This is a genomic window from Zymomonas mobilis subsp. mobilis ATCC 10988, assembly GCF_000175255.2.
Lineage (GTDB): Bacteria > Pseudomonadota > Alphaproteobacteria > Sphingomonadales > Sphingomonadaceae > Zymomonas > Zymomonas mobilis.
The window spans coordinates 1790001-1806584 of sequence record NC_017262.1 but is presented as its reverse complement, the minus strand read 5'-3'; the positions used below and the strand labels follow the sequence as shown (position 1 = coordinate 1806584).

The 16584-nt window shown below is 46.3% G+C and carries 12 protein-coding genes, 1 tRNA gene and 1 rRNA gene (1 of these 14 cut by a window edge); 9 read left to right on the top strand and 5 right to left on the bottom strand.

Annotation, left to right across the window (positions count from 1 at the left end):
- Positions 1 to 11: 11 nt before the first annotated feature.
- From ZMOB_RS08160 to pflB, 3 genes are all read right to left on the bottom strand, one after another.
- Positions 12 to 2435, bottom strand: a complete 2424-nt coding sequence (locus ZMOB_RS08160) for a TonB-dependent receptor (protein ID WP_014501139.1) — start codon at positions 2433 to 2435, stop codon at positions 12 to 14.
- Between the two features lie 158 nt (positions 2436 to 2593).
- A complete protein-coding gene (pflA, locus tag ZMOB_RS08155) occupies positions 2594 to 3385 on the bottom strand; it encodes a pyruvate formate-lyase-activating protein (RefSeq protein ID WP_011241329.1) in 792 nt (263 codons plus the stop codon).
- A complete protein-coding gene (gene pflB / locus ZMOB_RS08150; RefSeq protein WP_014501138.1) occupies positions 3369 to 5684 on the bottom strand; it encodes a formate C-acetyltransferase in 2316 nt (771 codons plus the stop codon). The genes pflA and pflB overlap by 17 nt, the downstream gene beginning before the upstream one ends.
- A gap of 763 nt (positions 5685 to 6447) precedes the next feature.
- On the opposite strand from pflB, the gene ZMOB_RS08140 reads away from it, so the two are divergent.
- The 9 genes from ZMOB_RS08140 to ZMOB_RS08100 all read left to right on the top strand — a co-directional run bounded on the left by ZMOB_RS08140 (position 6448) and on the right by ZMOB_RS08100 (position 15593).
- Positions 6448 to 7878: a cytochrome ubiquinol oxidase subunit I gene (locus ZMOB_RS08140; RefSeq protein WP_011241331.1), complete on the top strand. Its 1431-nt coding sequence runs from the start codon at positions 6448 to 6450 to the stop codon at positions 7876 to 7878.
- A 6-nt stretch (positions 7879 to 7884) separates the two neighbouring features.
- Positions 7885 to 8907, top strand: a complete 1023-nt coding sequence (cydB, locus tag ZMOB_RS08135; RefSeq protein ID WP_011241332.1) for a cytochrome d ubiquinol oxidase subunit II — start codon at positions 7885 to 7887, stop codon at positions 8905 to 8907.
- A 1-nt stretch (position 8908) separates the two neighbouring features.
- Positions 8909 to 9073, top strand: coding sequence for a DUF2474 domain-containing protein (locus tag ZMOB_RS08130; protein WP_224452966.1), 165 nt, complete (start codon positions 8909 to 8911; stop codon positions 9071 to 9073).
- A gap of 143 nt (positions 9074 to 9216) precedes the next feature.
- The gene (locus tag ZMOB_RS08125; protein ID WP_014501137.1) at positions 9217 to 10146 is read left to right on the top strand and encodes a Dyp-type peroxidase; all 930 of its coding nucleotides are present in this window, start codon (positions 9217 to 9219) and stop codon (positions 10144 to 10146) included.
- Between the two features lie 125 nt (positions 10147 to 10271).
- Positions 10272 to 11180, top strand: coding sequence for a LysR family transcriptional regulator (locus ZMOB_RS08120; protein ID WP_252507273.1), 909 nt, complete (start codon positions 10272 to 10274; stop codon positions 11178 to 11180).
- A gap of 192 nt (positions 11181 to 11372) precedes the next feature.
- Positions 11373 to 12119: an SDR family oxidoreductase gene (locus ZMOB_RS08115; RefSeq protein WP_014501135.1), complete on the top strand. Its 747-nt coding sequence runs from the start codon at positions 11373 to 11375 to the stop codon at positions 12117 to 12119.
- Positions 12120 to 12376: 257 nt separating this feature from the next.
- Positions 12377 to 13597, top strand: coding sequence for an MFS transporter (locus ZMOB_RS08110; protein ID WP_014501134.1), 1221 nt, complete (start codon positions 12377 to 12379; stop codon positions 13595 to 13597).
- 46 nt (positions 13598 to 13643) lie between these two features.
- Positions 13644 to 14408 carry a glucose 1-dehydrogenase gene (locus ZMOB_RS08105; RefSeq protein WP_014501133.1) on the top strand — a complete coding sequence of 255 codons (765 nt, stop codon included), beginning with the start codon at positions 13644 to 13646 and terminating at the stop codon, positions 14406 to 14408.
- A 63-nt stretch (positions 14409 to 14471) separates the two neighbouring features.
- On the top strand, positions 14472 to 15593 hold the full coding sequence (locus tag ZMOB_RS08100; protein ID WP_014501132.1) for an alpha/beta hydrolase: 1122 nt from the start codon (positions 14472 to 14474) through the stop codon (positions 15591 to 15593).
- Positions 15594 to 16402: 809 nt separating this feature from the next.
- Here the strand turns inward: ZMOB_RS08100 and ZMOB_RS08095 are convergent.
- Positions 16403 to 16479 (bottom strand) — tRNA-Met (locus ZMOB_RS08095).
- Positions 16480 to 16547: 68 nt separating this feature from the next.
- Positions 16548 to 16584 (bottom strand): 5S ribosomal RNA (gene rrf, locus ZMOB_RS08090); it runs 79 nt beyond the window's last position.

Genomic DNA, 16584 nt, shown 5'->3' with positions numbered 1-16584 from the left:
ACTGGCTGATATCAGAATGCGCTGCTGAGGGAAGCCAGAACCGCAAAGCCGCCGCCAATATAATATTGCGGAGCGCTGCCTGAAATGACGGTGCCATTCCGTCCAATCGTATCTTGGGCATTGGCGGTCGGGCTGGCAATCCCGGACAGATAATGGTTGTTTCCGATATTGATAAAGTTTAGCCGGATTTCAGGATGTTTCAGGAAGGCTTCCTGTGTAAAGCGATAGCCGACCGAAATATTGCCGGTGACATAAGCCGGAATTTTTTCATCATTCATGAAGCTGCCATATTGGGAGCCAGTATATTTGACGCTGGCCATGCCAAAGAAATGATGATCGTCATAGGTAACGCCTAAAGAGCCTTGGAATGCAGGGCTACGCACGGCTCTTTTGCCTTTGGTGGGCAAGAGGTCATCGCCAACGGTAAGATCGCTGGTCTGGCGCGTATATAAATATTCGCCCGATAGATAGGGGCTGATATGATGCCAAGGTGCAAGCCCGATTTCAAAATCAACCCCGCGAGAAATCTGGTTTCCGGCATTGATGGTTGACTGAATATGTGAGCCATTCTGGACTATCACGGTCTGTAATTGCCGATTGGAAAAATTGTAATTGAACAGGGTCAAACTGCCCGTCACCAAAGCATCGGAATAGCGATAGCCCAATTCTTCGGATACCGAATATTCGTTTTTCAGATTTTTATTACCGTTTACGATGATATCGCCACTAGTGGGATCGTAACTATTATAAAGGGCGGTTTCATCAGCGGTTCGGAAATTGGTTGAAGCACTGAAAAAGACATGGCTTTTACTGTCAATCTGGTAGCGCAGCCCTAACCTTGGCAGCGGTTCCGAGGTCGAGAAATTTGCCTTATGTTGCGAACCCGGGAGATAGTTATAGCCATGTCGCGTCATGATGACTTCTTTAAAGCCGATATCAAAAGTCAGTCTATTTTGCAGAAAAGTCATATGATCGCCGAGATAAACGGCATTCACATAAGTATGGGTGCGGTTATTTGTCCCCAATAAGGGCGAACCATCCGGCATTTTAATCAATGTCGAATGACGGTCTGCCCAGAGATTGGAGGCATGGCCGTTACTATCAACAGGGGTAAAGCTGTTCTGTTCTTTGTCTGCCGAATAGTCGAACCAATAGCCCAAAGTCAGATCATGATTTTTCAGTGACCAAGTGGCACTGGCATTCACCCCTGCCCTTGCCGAGCGTTGGGTATAGTTGGAGCGAACCGTTGCTGTGCCATCTGTCGCATTGGGAAGGTTGATTGTCCCCGCGATAGCTTCGGTGCCATTCCATAACCCGCTATTATTCAATGTCGAACCGGCTGGGACATTTCCCCTGTCCCATTGGCCATAAGGCGTGACTTTTAATTTGAGATTAGAGGCCAGTCGAACATCTATCGGAGCCGCCAGATAAAAGATTTCTTCTGGTGCGCGGTATAGCCGCCAATAATCGCTACCCGCTGCGTCATTATTGACATTGTAACGGGATGCCAGATTGTTACTGCCCGAAATGCCGTTTTCTTTCCAGCTTTGTTTATCGACTTGGGGATAATAGCTGGTGATGCCTTTATTCCATGTGCCTAATAGTGAAACATGGCTGTCTTGTCCCCATTCCTTTAGGAATTTGAAATCGACATGCTGTTTTTCATCATAGCCTGCCCCGCGCCAGTTATCGGTTCGGGCATGGGAATAGGAAACGAAGCCTTTCACACCGCTATGACCGATTTCGCCCATATCGAAACGCAGAAATTGGCGGTTGGTATTATAAGAACCATAAGAGAAATCGGCATAGCCGCCCATTTTATCAGCCGGTTTTCGAAAATTCAGATTCATCACACCACCGGCGGCGTTTAAAACCGGACTGTCGAGATCAGCAGAGCCTTGGGCGAGGCCAATCTGTTGGTAGTTTTCACTATCCGCGAATTGCGTGGGATAGCCGGTATAATAGGCGACATCATTTAGCGGCATACCTTCCAGCACATAGCCAATGGCATCGCCGCTTAATCCACGGATCGTGATATTGGTCTGGGTTGAAAAGCCTAACGGGTCGGAAGACGTGACATTCGCCCCCGGTAACATTGCTACCAGATCAAAGGCGTTCGCGGTGGGCGCTTGTTTTTGGATGAAATCGGTTGAGATATGGCTGACCGATCGGGTTTCGGTTTCTTTCTGTATCAAGCCGCCGCCAATATCGTTGACTGAAAAGCCATTGGCAGTTTTGAAAAGCGGACGGCCTGTCACAATAATCGCGTCATTTTTAGAGGACGTTTTATCAGAGGATTTTGGAGATTCTTGAGTTTCAGCATGAGCAGGGTGGATCGGAAATACCCCGCTTATTCCGGCTAGAAAAACAGAGGTTACCAAGAAATGCTGGTAATATTTTCTCCATTCGGATGCTGTCATATCCTGATAAGTCACCTTTTTCCCCCCGATAGGACAACAGGCATAGAAATGCCCTTTACTGGTTGCCGGACAATATCCCAAGCAACAGCAGTCACCCAATATAGGCTAGGCTATGATGGAAAGAGGAAGAAGCTGTCAAGATATTGCGATTGATTTTCAATAAGCTGTGCTTATCAGGACAGATTTAAGCCATTATCGCGAAAAATGCCACGGACATCTTCAACCAAAGCGGGCGATGGGGGTTGCGTATCACCCAATTTATAAGCGAGGCCGCTCGCTTTCCATTTATATTCGCCCATTTTGTGAAAAGGCAGCACGTCCACCCGCTCGATATTGCCTAAAGTGGCAGCAAAATCGGCAAGATTGGCGATCTCATTAAAATTGTCAGTTAAACCCGGCACCAAAACATAACGCAGCCAGACTGGCTTTTTCAGAGCGGCGAGCCGTTTAGCAAAGGCAAGAGTCGGTTGCAGTTCAACGCCGGTAAGTGCCTTATAGCGTTTATCGTTAAAGGCTTTGATATCCAAAAGAACAAGATCGGTATTGGAAAGCAAGGCATCATCCGCCTGTGCCCCCAGAAAACCGGCGGTATCAATCGCGGTATGAAGTCCCAGATATTTGGCAGCCTTTAAAAGCGCGCCTGTAAATTCGGGCTGAACCAGAGGTTCCCCACCGCTGATGGTGATGCCGCCGCCTGCCCGTTTTAAAAAATCGGCATAGGAGGCGACCTCTTCCATCATTTCGGCCAAGGTTACCGCACGACCATTTTTCAGAAACCAGCTATCGGGGTTATGGCAATATTGGCAGCGCAAAGCGCAACCCGCCAAGAACAGCACAAAACGCACCCCAGGCCCGTCTACTGCGCCGCCGATTTCAGTCGAATGAATTCGCCCTTTAAGCGTGTTGTCGCAACCAGCCTCTTCAACGAGGCTGGTTACGGCTGGTCTTTTAATTATCAAGGCCATGGAAAGTCCGGTGGATAACATCCATTTGCTGCTCACGGGTCAATTTCACGAAATTGACGGCATAACCAGAAACACGGATGGTTAATTGCGGATATTTTTCAGGATGATCGACGGCATCCAGCAAAGTATTCCGGTCAAACACATTGACATTCATATGATGCGCCCCTGCCCCGAAATAACCGGAGAGCAAGCCGATAAGATTATCAATCCGTTCTTCCTTGTTCATACCCAAAGCATTGGGGACGATGGTGAAGGTATTGGAGATACCATCCTGTGCATGGGCGTAAGGCAATTTGGCAACCGACGCCATCGAGGCCACGGGGCCTTTCAAATCGCGGCCATGCATTGGATTGGCACCCGGTGCAAAAGGTTCACCAGCCCGACGGCCGTCAGGCGTATTGCCGGTCTTTTTACCGTAAACCACATTGGAAGTGATCGTCAGAATAGACTGGGTCGGAACAGAACGGCGATAAGTCGTCTGCTTCCGAAGCATATTCATGAAGGTTTCAACCAGCCAAATCGCAATTTCATCGGCGCGGTCATCATTGTTACCATAAGCCGGATAATCGCCTTCGATTTCAAAATCGGTGGCTAAACCGCGCTCGTCACGGATGATTTTAACTTTGGCATGTTTGATGGCGGACAGGCTGTCTGCGGCGACAGACAGGCCAGCGATACCGCAAGCCATTGTCCGCAAGATTTCCAGATCATGGAGCGCCATTTCAACCCGTTCATACATATATTTATCATGCATGAAGTGAATGGCATTCAAAGCATTGATATAGACGCTGGCCAGCCATTCCATCATCTGAACCATGCGGCTTTTGACGTCTTCGTAATCCAGAATATCGCCCGTGACAGGCGCGAAGGCCGGCGCAACCTGCACACCGCTTTTTTCATCACGGCCACCATTGATGGCATAAAGCAGTGTTTTTGCGAGATTGGCGCGCGCCCCGAAGAACTGCATCTGTTTACCGATGCGCATAGCCGAGACACAGCAAGCAATGCCGTAATCATCGCCCCAATAAGAGCGCATCAGATCGTCATTTTCATATTGGATTGACGAGGTGTCGATCGAAATCTTGGCGCAGTAATCTTTGAAGCCTTTAGGCAGATTTTCTGACCAAAGAACCGTCAAATTCGGTTCTGGTGCGGGTCCCAGATTTTCGAGAGTATGCAAGAAGCGGAAGCTCGATTTTGTGACCAAAGTCCGGCCATCTATAGCCATACCGCCCAAGGATTCCGTGACCCATGTCGGATCGCCAGAGAATAACTGGTCATATTCAGGGGTACGGAGGAAGCGGACAATGCGGAGCTTCATCACGAACTGGTCAACCAGCTCTTGCGCTTCGGCTTCGGTAATCCGGCCTTCTTTCAAGTCGCGTTCGATATAGATGTCGAGGAAGGTCGAAACCCGACCCAAAGACATCGCCGCACCATTGGCTTCTTTAACAGCTGCCAGATATGCAAAATATGTCCATTGAACCGCTTGCTGTGCCGTTACCGCAGGCTGTGAAATGTCATAGCCATAGCTTTTTGCCATTGCGGCCAATTCATGAAGTGCCTTGATCTGTTCAGCAACTTCTTCCCGCAATTTGATGGTTTCTTCATCAAAGGGGTTACGTTCCAGACGCTTGCCCTGCTCTTTTTTGTCTTCAATCAGGCAATCAACGCCATAAAGCGCGACCCGACGATAGTCACCGATAATCCGGCCACGACCATAAGCATCCGGCAGACCCGTGATAATACCGGAGCGGCGGCAAGCCATGATTTCCGGCGTATAGACATCAAAGACACCGTCATTATGGGTTTTCCGTAAAGCCGGAAAAATCTTTGACAGGCTTTCATCTTCTTTGAAGCCATAGGCTTCCAGACCTTTTTTAATCATGCGATAGCCGCCGAAAGGCATGATTGCCCGTTTCAGCGGAGCATCGGTCTGTAAACCAACGACGACCTCAAGGTCTTTTTCAATAAAGCCCGGTGCATGTGCCGTGATATCGGAAACCGTGGAGGTATCGACATCGAGAACACCGCCTTGGGTTTTCCGTTCGGCCTCGAGAGAGACTTGTAATTTTTCCCAGAGTTTGGTTGTCTTGGGCGTGATACCGGCCAGAAAATCGCTGTTGCCGGTGTAGCTGGTGACATTCGACAGGATAAAATCACGCGTGTCGATTTCTCGCTGCCATTTACGCCCCTTAAAACCCCGCCACGGATCAAGGGCAGAGTCCATCCGTTGAGTTTCGGCATTCGATGCCTGTCCGGCGGCAATGTCAGGTTTTTCAAGGGTGGAAATGGTCATGTCGCTTCAACCTTTGATTCTATGAGCGAGGAAAGACTTAGGAGATATATCTAACAAAATTCGACCCGATCTGACAGCTATTATTAAAATGCAGAATAAGGTCGCGGGCTTTTTATCAGCTAACTCTAACAAAAAACAGAATCATTTGAAAAAGAATAATAGAATACTCTATATTTAAATTATAAATTGAGCCTTTTTCATATGGCTTTTTAATCACAACAGCCCTAAAATCGGAAAATATCTGTTCCCTCGGGTGGTCTGTTATCAGAGATAGAAAATAATTCGATTTCAAAAATCGTTATTTTCAATATTGAGACCTAAGCCCCTTTTCCCTTGTTCCTATCGTGACTTTCTTTTGAAATCGCCCCTATTCAGTGATTTCATGGGCAAGTTTTAAAATAAAGCCCTTAATCGCTTCATCACTATTTTATTTAAAAAATGTTATTGATTTATAAATAGATGCTATAACTACAGCAATATACTCAAAACAATCTGACATGGGCATATTACATTTTAAAATTTATCAAAAAAATAAATAAAATTAAAGAAATATAAAACGATAATTAAACCCAATTGAAGATAAATAGACTGTGGATAGAGATTATTACCCCCGAGGATCAAGAAATTCTCTATTGACACAATACCCGATGCTATCAATACACTGATAATATATAGGGGGCATTTTACAGATTCAGGAAGCTGATCCCTGAAGAAAAGCCCGTAGACCCTAATAATTCCTAATATTATCGACGGAGCCATTTCTATGGTACCAGATGCGACCGCTTTAATGCTCGCCCGAATACAATTTGCATTCACGGTGGGCTTTCATATTATCTTTCCGGCTTTTTCTATTGGCCTTGCAGCTTATCTGGCTGTTCTTGAAGGTTTGTGGTTGAAGACTGGCCGGAATGTCTATCTTCATCTTTTTAAATACTGGATTAAAATTTTCGCGCTCGTATTTGGTATGGGCGTGGTTTCCGGCCTTGTGATGGCCTATGAATTCGGGACGAACTGGTCTCTTTTCTCCCAGAAGGCTGGCGCGATAACGGGCCCGCTTTTGGGATATGAAGTGCTGACCGCCTTTTTCCTTGAAGCCGGATTCCTCGGTATCATGCTGTTTGGTCTGGGACGTGTCGGGAAAGGCCTGCATTTCTTGGCGACCTGTTTGGTTTCGATCGGCACCTTGATTTCCATGACTTGGATTTTGGCTTCCAATTCATGGATGCAGACCCCAGCCGGTTACAGCATTGATCCAAAAACCGGCCATTTCTTGCCGAAAAGCTGGTTTGAAGTGATCTTTAACCCGTCCTTCCCTTACCGTCTTGTTCATATGGGTATGGCAGCCTTTATCTGTGTTGCTTTTGTGGTGGGCGCTACCGCCGCTTTCCATATGCTGCGCGACCGTAAAAACGGGAAGCCGGTGACTGAACCTGTCCGCGTGATGTTTTCTATGGCATTGTGGATGGCCGCCATTGCAGCCCCCTTCCAGCTTTTGGCCGGTGATATGCATGGTTTGAATACCTTGAAATATCAGCCCGCCAAAATCGCAGCGATGGAAGGGGATTGGGAAAGCGAAGGCCCTGCCTCTGAAATCCTGTTCGGTATTCCGAATATGAAAACCGAGCGCACCGACTATGCCATCAAAATTCCTTATGCCGGTTCTTTGATCCTAACCCATAGTCTGAATGGTAAGGTTCCAGGGTTAAAAGATTATCCCAGAGACCAGCGTCCACCTTCCCCGATCCTGTTTTTCTCTTTCAGAATTATGGTCGGTCTCGGTGGTCTGATGATCCTGTTAGGTCTTTGGTCGCTGTTCCTGCGTTTCCGTGGTCAGTTATATAATAACAAAGCCTTGCAATGGGCGACGTTATTGATGGCACCGTCGGGCTTTATTGCCCTGTTATGCGGTTGGGTAACGACTGAAGTTGGTCGCCAGCCTTATACCGTTTACGGCTTGCTCCGCACCTCGGACAGTGTTTCTCCGGTTATGTTGCCGAGTATGATTTTCTCGATGACGGCCTTTGTGATCGTTTACTTCTTCGTTTTCGGAGCGGGTATGCTGATCTTGTTCCGGATGCTTTCGCATCAGCCTTCTTCCCATGAAAAAGGTGCCGATCCAGAAAATCCTCTCCAGAATAGCCATGCCAAAGGGGCAACCCAACTGGCTCAAGACCTTTCCGGTAAACGGAGTTAACTGACAATGACTGCAACAGAATATTGGCTGCCCGTTGTCTGGGCATGTCTTGCCGCAGTAGGTATCCTTATCTACGTTGTCCTTGATGGCTTTGATCTGGGTATCGGAATCCTATTCGCGACCCAAAAGGATGAAAAACATCGCGATGTGATGATGAATACCATCGCACCGGTATGGGATGGCAATGAAACATGGATGGTTTTTGGGGGCGCGGTTCTTCTCGGCGCGTTCCAGACCGCTTATTCTGTGATTTTGCCCGCCCTTTATCTGCCGCTTATTGTGATGTTGCTTGCCCTGATTTTTCGGGGTGTCGCCTTTGAATATCGGGTTCATGCCCATAGCAAAGAAGCGCGTTGCCTTTGGGGTGCCGCTTTTATGGGGGGGTCGACCCTTGCCACTTTCTGCCAAGGCATGGTTCTTGGTGGTTTGCTTCAGGGTATCAAAACGACGGATCACCATTTCACGGGTAGCGCGTTAGATTGGTTAAATCCCTTCTCGATTTTCTGTGGCGTGGCTCTGGTCATTGGTTACGGTTTATTGGGTGCTGGATGGTTGATCTGGCGGACGGAAGGCGAATTACAGGCCTATGCCCGTCGTGCCGCCCGTTGTTTGGGTAGCCTTTTGCTCGTCTGCATCGCGGTTGTTGCGGTTTGGACGCCTATGCTGCGTTCAACTTATCTCAACACTTGGACGAATAGTTCAAGCCATGCGGTGGCAGCGGTTGTCTTAGCCGTTCTTGCGGTGTTGGTATCTGTTATCTTCTTCCGTAGCCTGAAAAGCGGTAAAGATAGAACGCCTTTCCTTTGTGCTTTGGGATGGTTTATTCTTAGCTATCTCGGTCTGGCTTTATCCGCATGGCCGTATATCGTGCCGCCTTATATCACCATCTGGCAGGCCTCTTCCCCCGTTACCAGTCAGACCTTCTTGCTGGTCGGAACGGTCATCCTGCTGCCTTTGGTATTGGCGTACACCATTTATTGCTACAAAATCTTCCACGGCAAGGTTACCAGCAGTGACGGGTATCACTAGGATGAAGTGGTTTCAGCGTTTCAGATTACCCTTGGAAGCCGATGAGGCCGATCATGCCCCAAAAGCTTTTGGTCGACGGATGGGCTGGTTTATTGGGCTTTGGGCAGGCAGTGTTGTCGTCACCATTGTTGTGGCTAAACTTCTAAAAATGCTCATCCCTCATTAAAGGGTAACGATACGATCGAAAAAAGCCGCAGATGTTAGGTCTGCGGCTTTTTTATTATGGAAGCGCGTCTATTCTACGGTTTTTGCGCCAGAATTATGGCAGAATGGCTATAACCAGCCGTCCTTTTTTCAAGGAGAATTATTGTGTCTGAACCCCTGCCCCAAGCTATTGTTACGCCTGTCACGCCTGCTGCAATTTTTTTGGTTGTGACCCTTAAAGAAGGGAAAGAGGCAGAAGATAATATTCGTTCTTTCTGTCCTGATTTATCGGCTTTGCGTCGGACAGTTTCGCTTCGAGATCGAGATGCCCGTTTGACCTGCGTTATGGGTATTGGTTCCGAGGCTTGGGATCGTTTATTTCCTGATGCGCCTCGCCCAAAAGAGCTGCATCCGTTCAAAGAGTTAAAAGGCGTGCATCATGCGGTTTCAACCGCAGGTGATTTGCTGTTCCATATCCGCGCCCATCGGATGGATATTTGCTTTGAAATGGCATCGCTGATTATGGAGCGGATTCGGTCTGCTGTTCAAGTTCAGGATGAAGTCCACGGCTTCAAATATTTTGATTCCCGCGCCCTGATTGGTTTTGTCGATGGGACGGAGAATCCCGAAGATGAGGAAGCCTGTGAGGCTGTTCTTATTGGAGAGGATGATCCCGATTTCAAAAATGGTAGCTATGTTATCGTCCAGAAATATTTTCATAATCTGGATGCGTGGAATAAATTGCCGGTCGAAATGCAGGAAAAAATTATTGGCCGCAAAAAACTTTCCAATGTCGAATTGGATGATGAAACAAAGCCGGATTATGCCCATAACGCTTTGACCGTTATCGAGCGGGATGGTGAAGAATTAGCGATTTTACGGGATAACATGCCCTTTGGCGAAATTGGAAAAGGCGAATTCGGCACCTATTTTATTGGTTATGCCCGTTCGCCTTCTGTGACCGAAGAAATGCTGGAAAATATGTTTATCGGTCGTCCTAAAGGAAATTATGACCGTTTGCTTGATTTCAGTACGCCGGTAACCGGCTGTTTATTCTTTACGCCTTCTTCCGACTTTTTGGATGAGGTTGAATAAACACCCAAAATGGCTTTCTTGGGCAGGGGATGCCGGCATATTTTAGTCCCCTGCCGTCAGTGGGTCGTTTATTTTTTCGGTGGCAAAAACCAAAGTTATTATAAAACGAGAAAGATCCTGTGTTTATGTCCCGTGCAAATTTGAATGACCTGCAATCTTTTTTGATCGTTGCACAGGAAAAAAGTTTTACCAAAGCGGCGGCCAAATTGGGGGTGTCTCAATCAGCGCTTAGCCATACCGTCAGACAGCTGGAAGCCCGTCTTAATCTGACACTGTTAATAAGGACAACCCGCAGTGTTACCCCGACATCCGCCGGAGAATATTTAATACAAAATATGGCACCCCATTTTGACCAGATAGAAAAACAACTGGCCTCGATTGGGGAATTGCGTAATCAGCCTACTGGCACCATTCGGATTACGTCTACAGATGATGCGCTTGCCTATGTTATCCGCCCTAAAATTAAGGGATTTTTACAGAAATATCCGGGCGTAAAAATAGAATTGGTATCCGATCTGAAACTGGTCGATATCTTTACCGAAAAATTCGATGCGGCTATTAGATTGGGAGAAAATGTTACCAAGGAAATGGCATCAGTTCCATTAACGCCCGACATCCGATTTACAGTTGTGGGATCTCCCGAATATTTTCAAAACAAACCGATTCCAGAAACGCCACAAGATTTATTGAATCATCAATGTATTACTATCCGCTTGCCGACCCATGGCGGTATCTATGCTTGGGAATTTGAAAAAGCGGGGCGCGATATTAAAATTCGAGTGGATGGCCCGCTTGTTTTTAACAGCATTTTTCCTATTCGGAATGCCTGTCTTGATGGCTTGGGTCTTGCCCATATGCCGGAAATAATGGCCCAAAAATATATAGAAGAGGGGCGTTTAATTCCGGTGTTAGGGGATTGGTGTCCTTATTGGTCTGGATATCATCTTTGTTTTCCCCATCATTATGAGAATATTAGGCCTTTCTCGCTATTTTTAGAAGAAATGCGCTATCGCCCTGCCCCTGACAACGCATAATTCATGAGTAAAATTGCAAACTATCTTCTGAAAAAACTACCTAGTCGCCCAGTATAAGTCGGCATAGCCTTCTATCAGTTAAAAATTCAGAACCGGAAATGAGCATTGCCTCCTTTGGGTTTTTAAAAGCCCCATTTCTATCATCCGGTGCGAAGAATTTTGTCTTGGATTTTTTGAGCATAGAGGCTGATTATGAACCAGAATATCCGCAATAAAATTGTTGTCATTACAGGGGCTAGCAGTGGTTTAGGTGCTGAAACGGCACGGCATTTGTCAGATCTGGGGGCAACTGTTGTGCTGGGTGCAAGACGAGAGGAACGCATCGCAACATTAGCGAATTCTATCGTCGCTAAGGGTGGTCAAGCCTTGGCTATCAAAACCGATGTGACTGACCGTGAGTCGGTTAAAAATTTGGTTGATACAGCTGTAAAAACCTATGGGCGGATTGATATCCTTCTCAATAACGCCGGTGTAATGCCCCTTTCCCCGCTTGAGAAACTACGCGTCGATGAATGGGAATTGATGGTTGATGTTAATATCAAAGGCGTTCTTTATGGGATTGCAGCCGCTCTACCTCATATGAAATCCCAAAAATTTGGCCATATCATCAATGTCTCTTCGGTTGCCGGTCACAAGGTTATTGATGGGGGGGCGGTTTATTCGGCAACAAAATTTGCCGTTCGCGCGCTTTCTGAAGGATTACGAGCCGAAGTGAAGTCCTATAATTTACGGACGACCATCATTTCGCCGGGCGCCGTTCAGTCGGAATTGATTGATGGTATTCATGATGAAGAATCCGCGAAACAAATCCACGCAATAGTCCCAGATATGGCGATCGGTGCGGATTCTTTTGCCCGCTGTGTGGCCTTTGCGATCAGCCAGCCTGAAAATGTCGATATTAATGAAATTCTGTTCCGACCGACAAAACAGGCATTATAATTTTTAGATGTCATTTTATGCCTTGGGGGTCAATTGACCTTCAAGGCTTAATTTTTGCTTATTTCAATTCATGAATTTTGCTCATGATTAAATGATGATTTTATCGTCTAGTTTCTTAAACTTACGTCCTTATTGTATAGAATAAATTCTGGTTAGCCTGTTTGGATAGTTAAAAATCCAGTTTTTACTTTTTCTAAAAGTAAAAATTAAGAACCAAATAAATAACCCATAGAATATTTTCTAATATTGAGGATAGTATGAATAAAACATCTCCATATATCGAAAATATCCTGAATAATAAAAAGGGTGTTTCATCATGGAGTGCTGTTTTGGCTATGTCCCTTGGGGCATTTGCACTGGTTTCATCTGAGTTTATGCCCGTTAGTCTTTTGACACCGGTCGCTAAGGCGCTTCAGATCAGTGAAGGTCAGGCAGGGCAAGCTATTTCTATTTCAGGTGTTTTTGCTGTTCTCACAAGTCTTTTGATGCCTTCTTTTACGAAAGGCTTCAAGCGTAAAAGTCTTTTACTCGGCCTGACTGCCATGATGATTTTCTCTGGTTTGGTGGTCTCTTTTGCGCCGAATTATCTTATTTTTATGGTCGGGAGAGCCTTGATCGGTGTTGTCATCGGTGGCTTTTGGTCGATGTCGGTAGCTATTGCCATGAGACTTGTCGAGAAACATCATGTGCCGCGTGCCTTGGCGATTTTTAACGGTGGCAATGCTTTAGCAACCGTTGTTGCAGCTCCTGCGGGCAGTTTTTTAGGCGGTTTGATCGGTTGGAGAGGTGCCTTTTTCTGTATTATCCCCATCGCCTTGGCTGTCTTTATCTGGCTAATTTTTAGCCTGCCCTCTTTGCCCGATGAAAATAAAGCCGAACGCGGAACCGTTCTTTCTATTTTGAAATATCCTGTCGTGGCGACAGGCATGATGGCCGTCAGCTTGTTCTTTATGGGGCAATTTACCTTATTCACCTATGTCCGGCCATTTCTTGAAACCATAACGCATACAGATATTTCGACCCTGTCGCTTATTCTGCTGATGATAGGACTGGCCGGTTTTATTGGCACGATACTGATCGGCACCCTTTTAAAGCGGGGGACTTATCCGATCCTGATTGGCACGCCTCTCTTTATGTCGGTTTTGGCTATCCTGCTTATTCTGTTTGGAAAATCGGCCTTTTTCGCAGCGGCTATTCTGATGTTATGGGGATTTTTTGCGACCTCCGCCCCTGTTGGGTGGTGGACATGGCTCGCTCAAACTTTACCCCAAAAAGCAGAAGTCGGAGGCGGCCTAATGGTGGCAGTCATCCAATTGGCTATCACGCTTGGCGCGACCTGTGGCGGGGTTATTTTCGATACAAAAGGCTATCACGCCACTTTCATTACCAGTGCTTTTATCTTGGTGATTGCCTCTCTTTTCGCCTTTTTGACTGCTGGGATCGGAAGAAAAGACACAGCCGCATTAGTGAAACCATAAATTTTATTGGAAAGGAAATAAGATGTTTTATCGGAGAGGCAATAAGATGTCTGTCAGTTTCGATTATTCAGGCAAAGTGGCTCTTGTGACTGGGGCTGGGACAGGGATCGGACGAGAAACGGCCTTAGCCTTTGCCAAGGCAAAAGCCTATGTTGCCATTATTGGGCGTTCCGAAAATAACATACAAGAAACGCTTCGGCTGGTTACTGAAATGGGCGGGCAAGCTATCGCTATCCAAGCCGATGTTTCTCAAGAAGATTCAATAAAAGCGGCTATCGAAAAAACGGTAGAAACTTTCGGAAAATTGGACTTTGCTTTCAATAATGCAGGCATCGAGCATAAAGCTATCCCCGCCGCTGATATCCCATCAGAAGAATGGGATCGCATCATTTCGACTAACCTGAATGGTGTCTTTTTTAGCATGAAACATGAAATACCCGCGATGTTGAAGTCGGGTAGCGGATCTATCGTTAATACGGCATCAGGTGCAGGCGTAAAAGGATTTCCCGGAAATGGGGCTTATTGTGCTTCGAAATTTGGTCTTATCGGTCTGAGTAAAGCTGCAGCATTGGACTATGCCAAGCAGCATTTAAGAATAAATGTTGTTGCCCCCGGAATTATTGAAACCCCTATGATGCAACGCTTTACAGGCGGCACGGAAGCAGGCCGAGAGGCCGCTATTGCTCAAGAACCTGTCGGGCGCGCCGGTTATCCAAAAGAAATAGCGGGCACTGTCTTGTGGCTTTGTTCGGAGTTAGCCGCCTTCACAACGGGATCGGTCTTTGTCGTCGATGGAGGGCAGACGGCATAATTATTTCTTCAAAACCATAAAGCAAATGCCTGTAGTCTTGTGATCAGGGCAAAGGAATTTTCAATGCCAAATCCCACCGAAAAATATCCAAAGACGGAATCGCTTTCTTCCTTATTGCCGATGGAACGGCGTGACCTTTTGAAAATTTCAGGAGGGAGCCTTATGGCGATAGGGCTTACTTCATTTCTCGATATTTCATCAGCCAAGGCGCAAGATATGTCAAATGGTGCAGATAATTTCTATAAAAGTCGTAAGATCAACATAAGAAAAGTTGTCTTTTTAACGCAATATAAAACGAAAATAGCTGCTAATTTATTTACCCCTAGCCAGATTGATCTCAATAAACATCATTCGGCTATTATTGTTGGGCATCCGATGGGTGCGACAAAAGAGCAGAGTGCCAATCTCTATGCCACAAAAATGGCAGAGCAAGGTTTCGTGACGTTGTCTTTTGATTTGCCTTTTTGGGGTGAAAGCGAAGGTCAGCCCCGAAATGCAGTGGAACCAGAGCTTTATGCAGAAGCCTTTAGCGCTGCAGTCGATTATTTGGGGATCCAATCTTTTGTTAATAGAAACGCAATCGGCGCTATCGGTATTTGCGGAAGTGGAAGCTTTGTTATCAGTGCGGCAAAGATAGATCCTCGCCTGAAAGCCATCGCCACAATAAGCATGTATGACATGGGCGGTGTCGCAAGAAATGGGCTTCGCCATTCTATTTCAGAAGAACAACGCAAAGAAATTATCAACAAAGCCGCCCTGCAACGCTGGAATGAAGCAGAAGGCGGAAAAAGAGAATATACGGGGGGAACCGACAACCAATTGACCCGTAATAGTCCCGCTATTCAGCGCGAATTTTATGACTTTTATAGAACCCCAAGAGGTCAATATACACCTTCAAAAATCGCGGCTGATTTAACGACCCATCCTACGCTGACAAGCAACGTTAAATTTATGAATTTCTATCCATTAAATGATATAGAAATAATCTCACCACAGCCGCTGCTTTTTATCAGCGGTGACAAAGCTCATTCAAAAGAATTTAGCGAAGAGGCTTATCAGCGAGCCGCAGAGCCAAAAGAATTATTTTGGGTGGCAGGGGCTGGCCATGTCGATCTTTATGACCGTGTGGATTTAATCCCTTTTGATAAACTTACCGACTTTTTTAAACAGTATTTAAAGGCTTAATTGTGAGCATGATCGCGATATAGGGACAGAATTTTTAGAGCTTCGTCTGCATCTGGATATTAGTTCGGATGATTATATCAGTTTTGATATTCGCGATCATCTATCTAAGCGGTGACTATTGTGAATTGATGTCGGTTTAGGGTGGAGGTTTTGACTCTTGGGTTGGTTAATTGAGGGAGCTGTTCAACATACATAGCCCTTCCCCAAAAATTGAGAAAATTTGTGTGATCGGATCACTGTCTTTACAGACAGACATCATAAACAGAGCGGTTATGGAATGAAGTAACGATGCAGGAAATGCGTTTTTGCGCATCTTTTCTGATGTGGCTCCGCGTCCTTTTCCTACCCCCCTGACTTATCGAGGAATCCATGTCCTTTTGGTGGTCACCTCATCAACAGGTTAATAGGAATGCAGCAGGAATCTTCAAATAGAAAATGGGGTGATAGGCGAAGCGCTAAATTATCCTGATACGCGGCAGGAATTATCTGGGATCCTTGATGCGCTTATGGAGAAGATTACCGTCCGTCCCAGCATGCTTGCAGCCGGTTTCCAACCAGCCTGAGCCAACCATCGCGCGCCTCCGTTACTCTTTAAGCCGAAGATACATACAAAACTGCATGATGCGCCGTTTTGCTATATGGGGTTTCTTGCAATCAAGAGAATAGAGTGTTGAGAGAGGCTATCTAGCTGGAGAAGGATAGTTTCAGCTAGAGATAGGAAGACAGATACGGTGTATCTGGGGAGACTGTTCGGGAAAGGCTGCCATCAATTAGGCAAAAAAAAGCCGTTAGCTGGATGCTAACGGTGTTGGTTGCGGGGGCAGGATTTGAACCTGCGACCTTCAGGTTATGAGCCTGACGAGCTACCGGGCTGCTCCACCCCGCGACACTGGGCAAGAAAACGAGCAAGTAGCTAGTTAAAATTGGAATGGAAATTCAAGCACAAGTGACAAAGCCTGGCGACGACCTACTCTTCCGTTGCTTAAGCAAC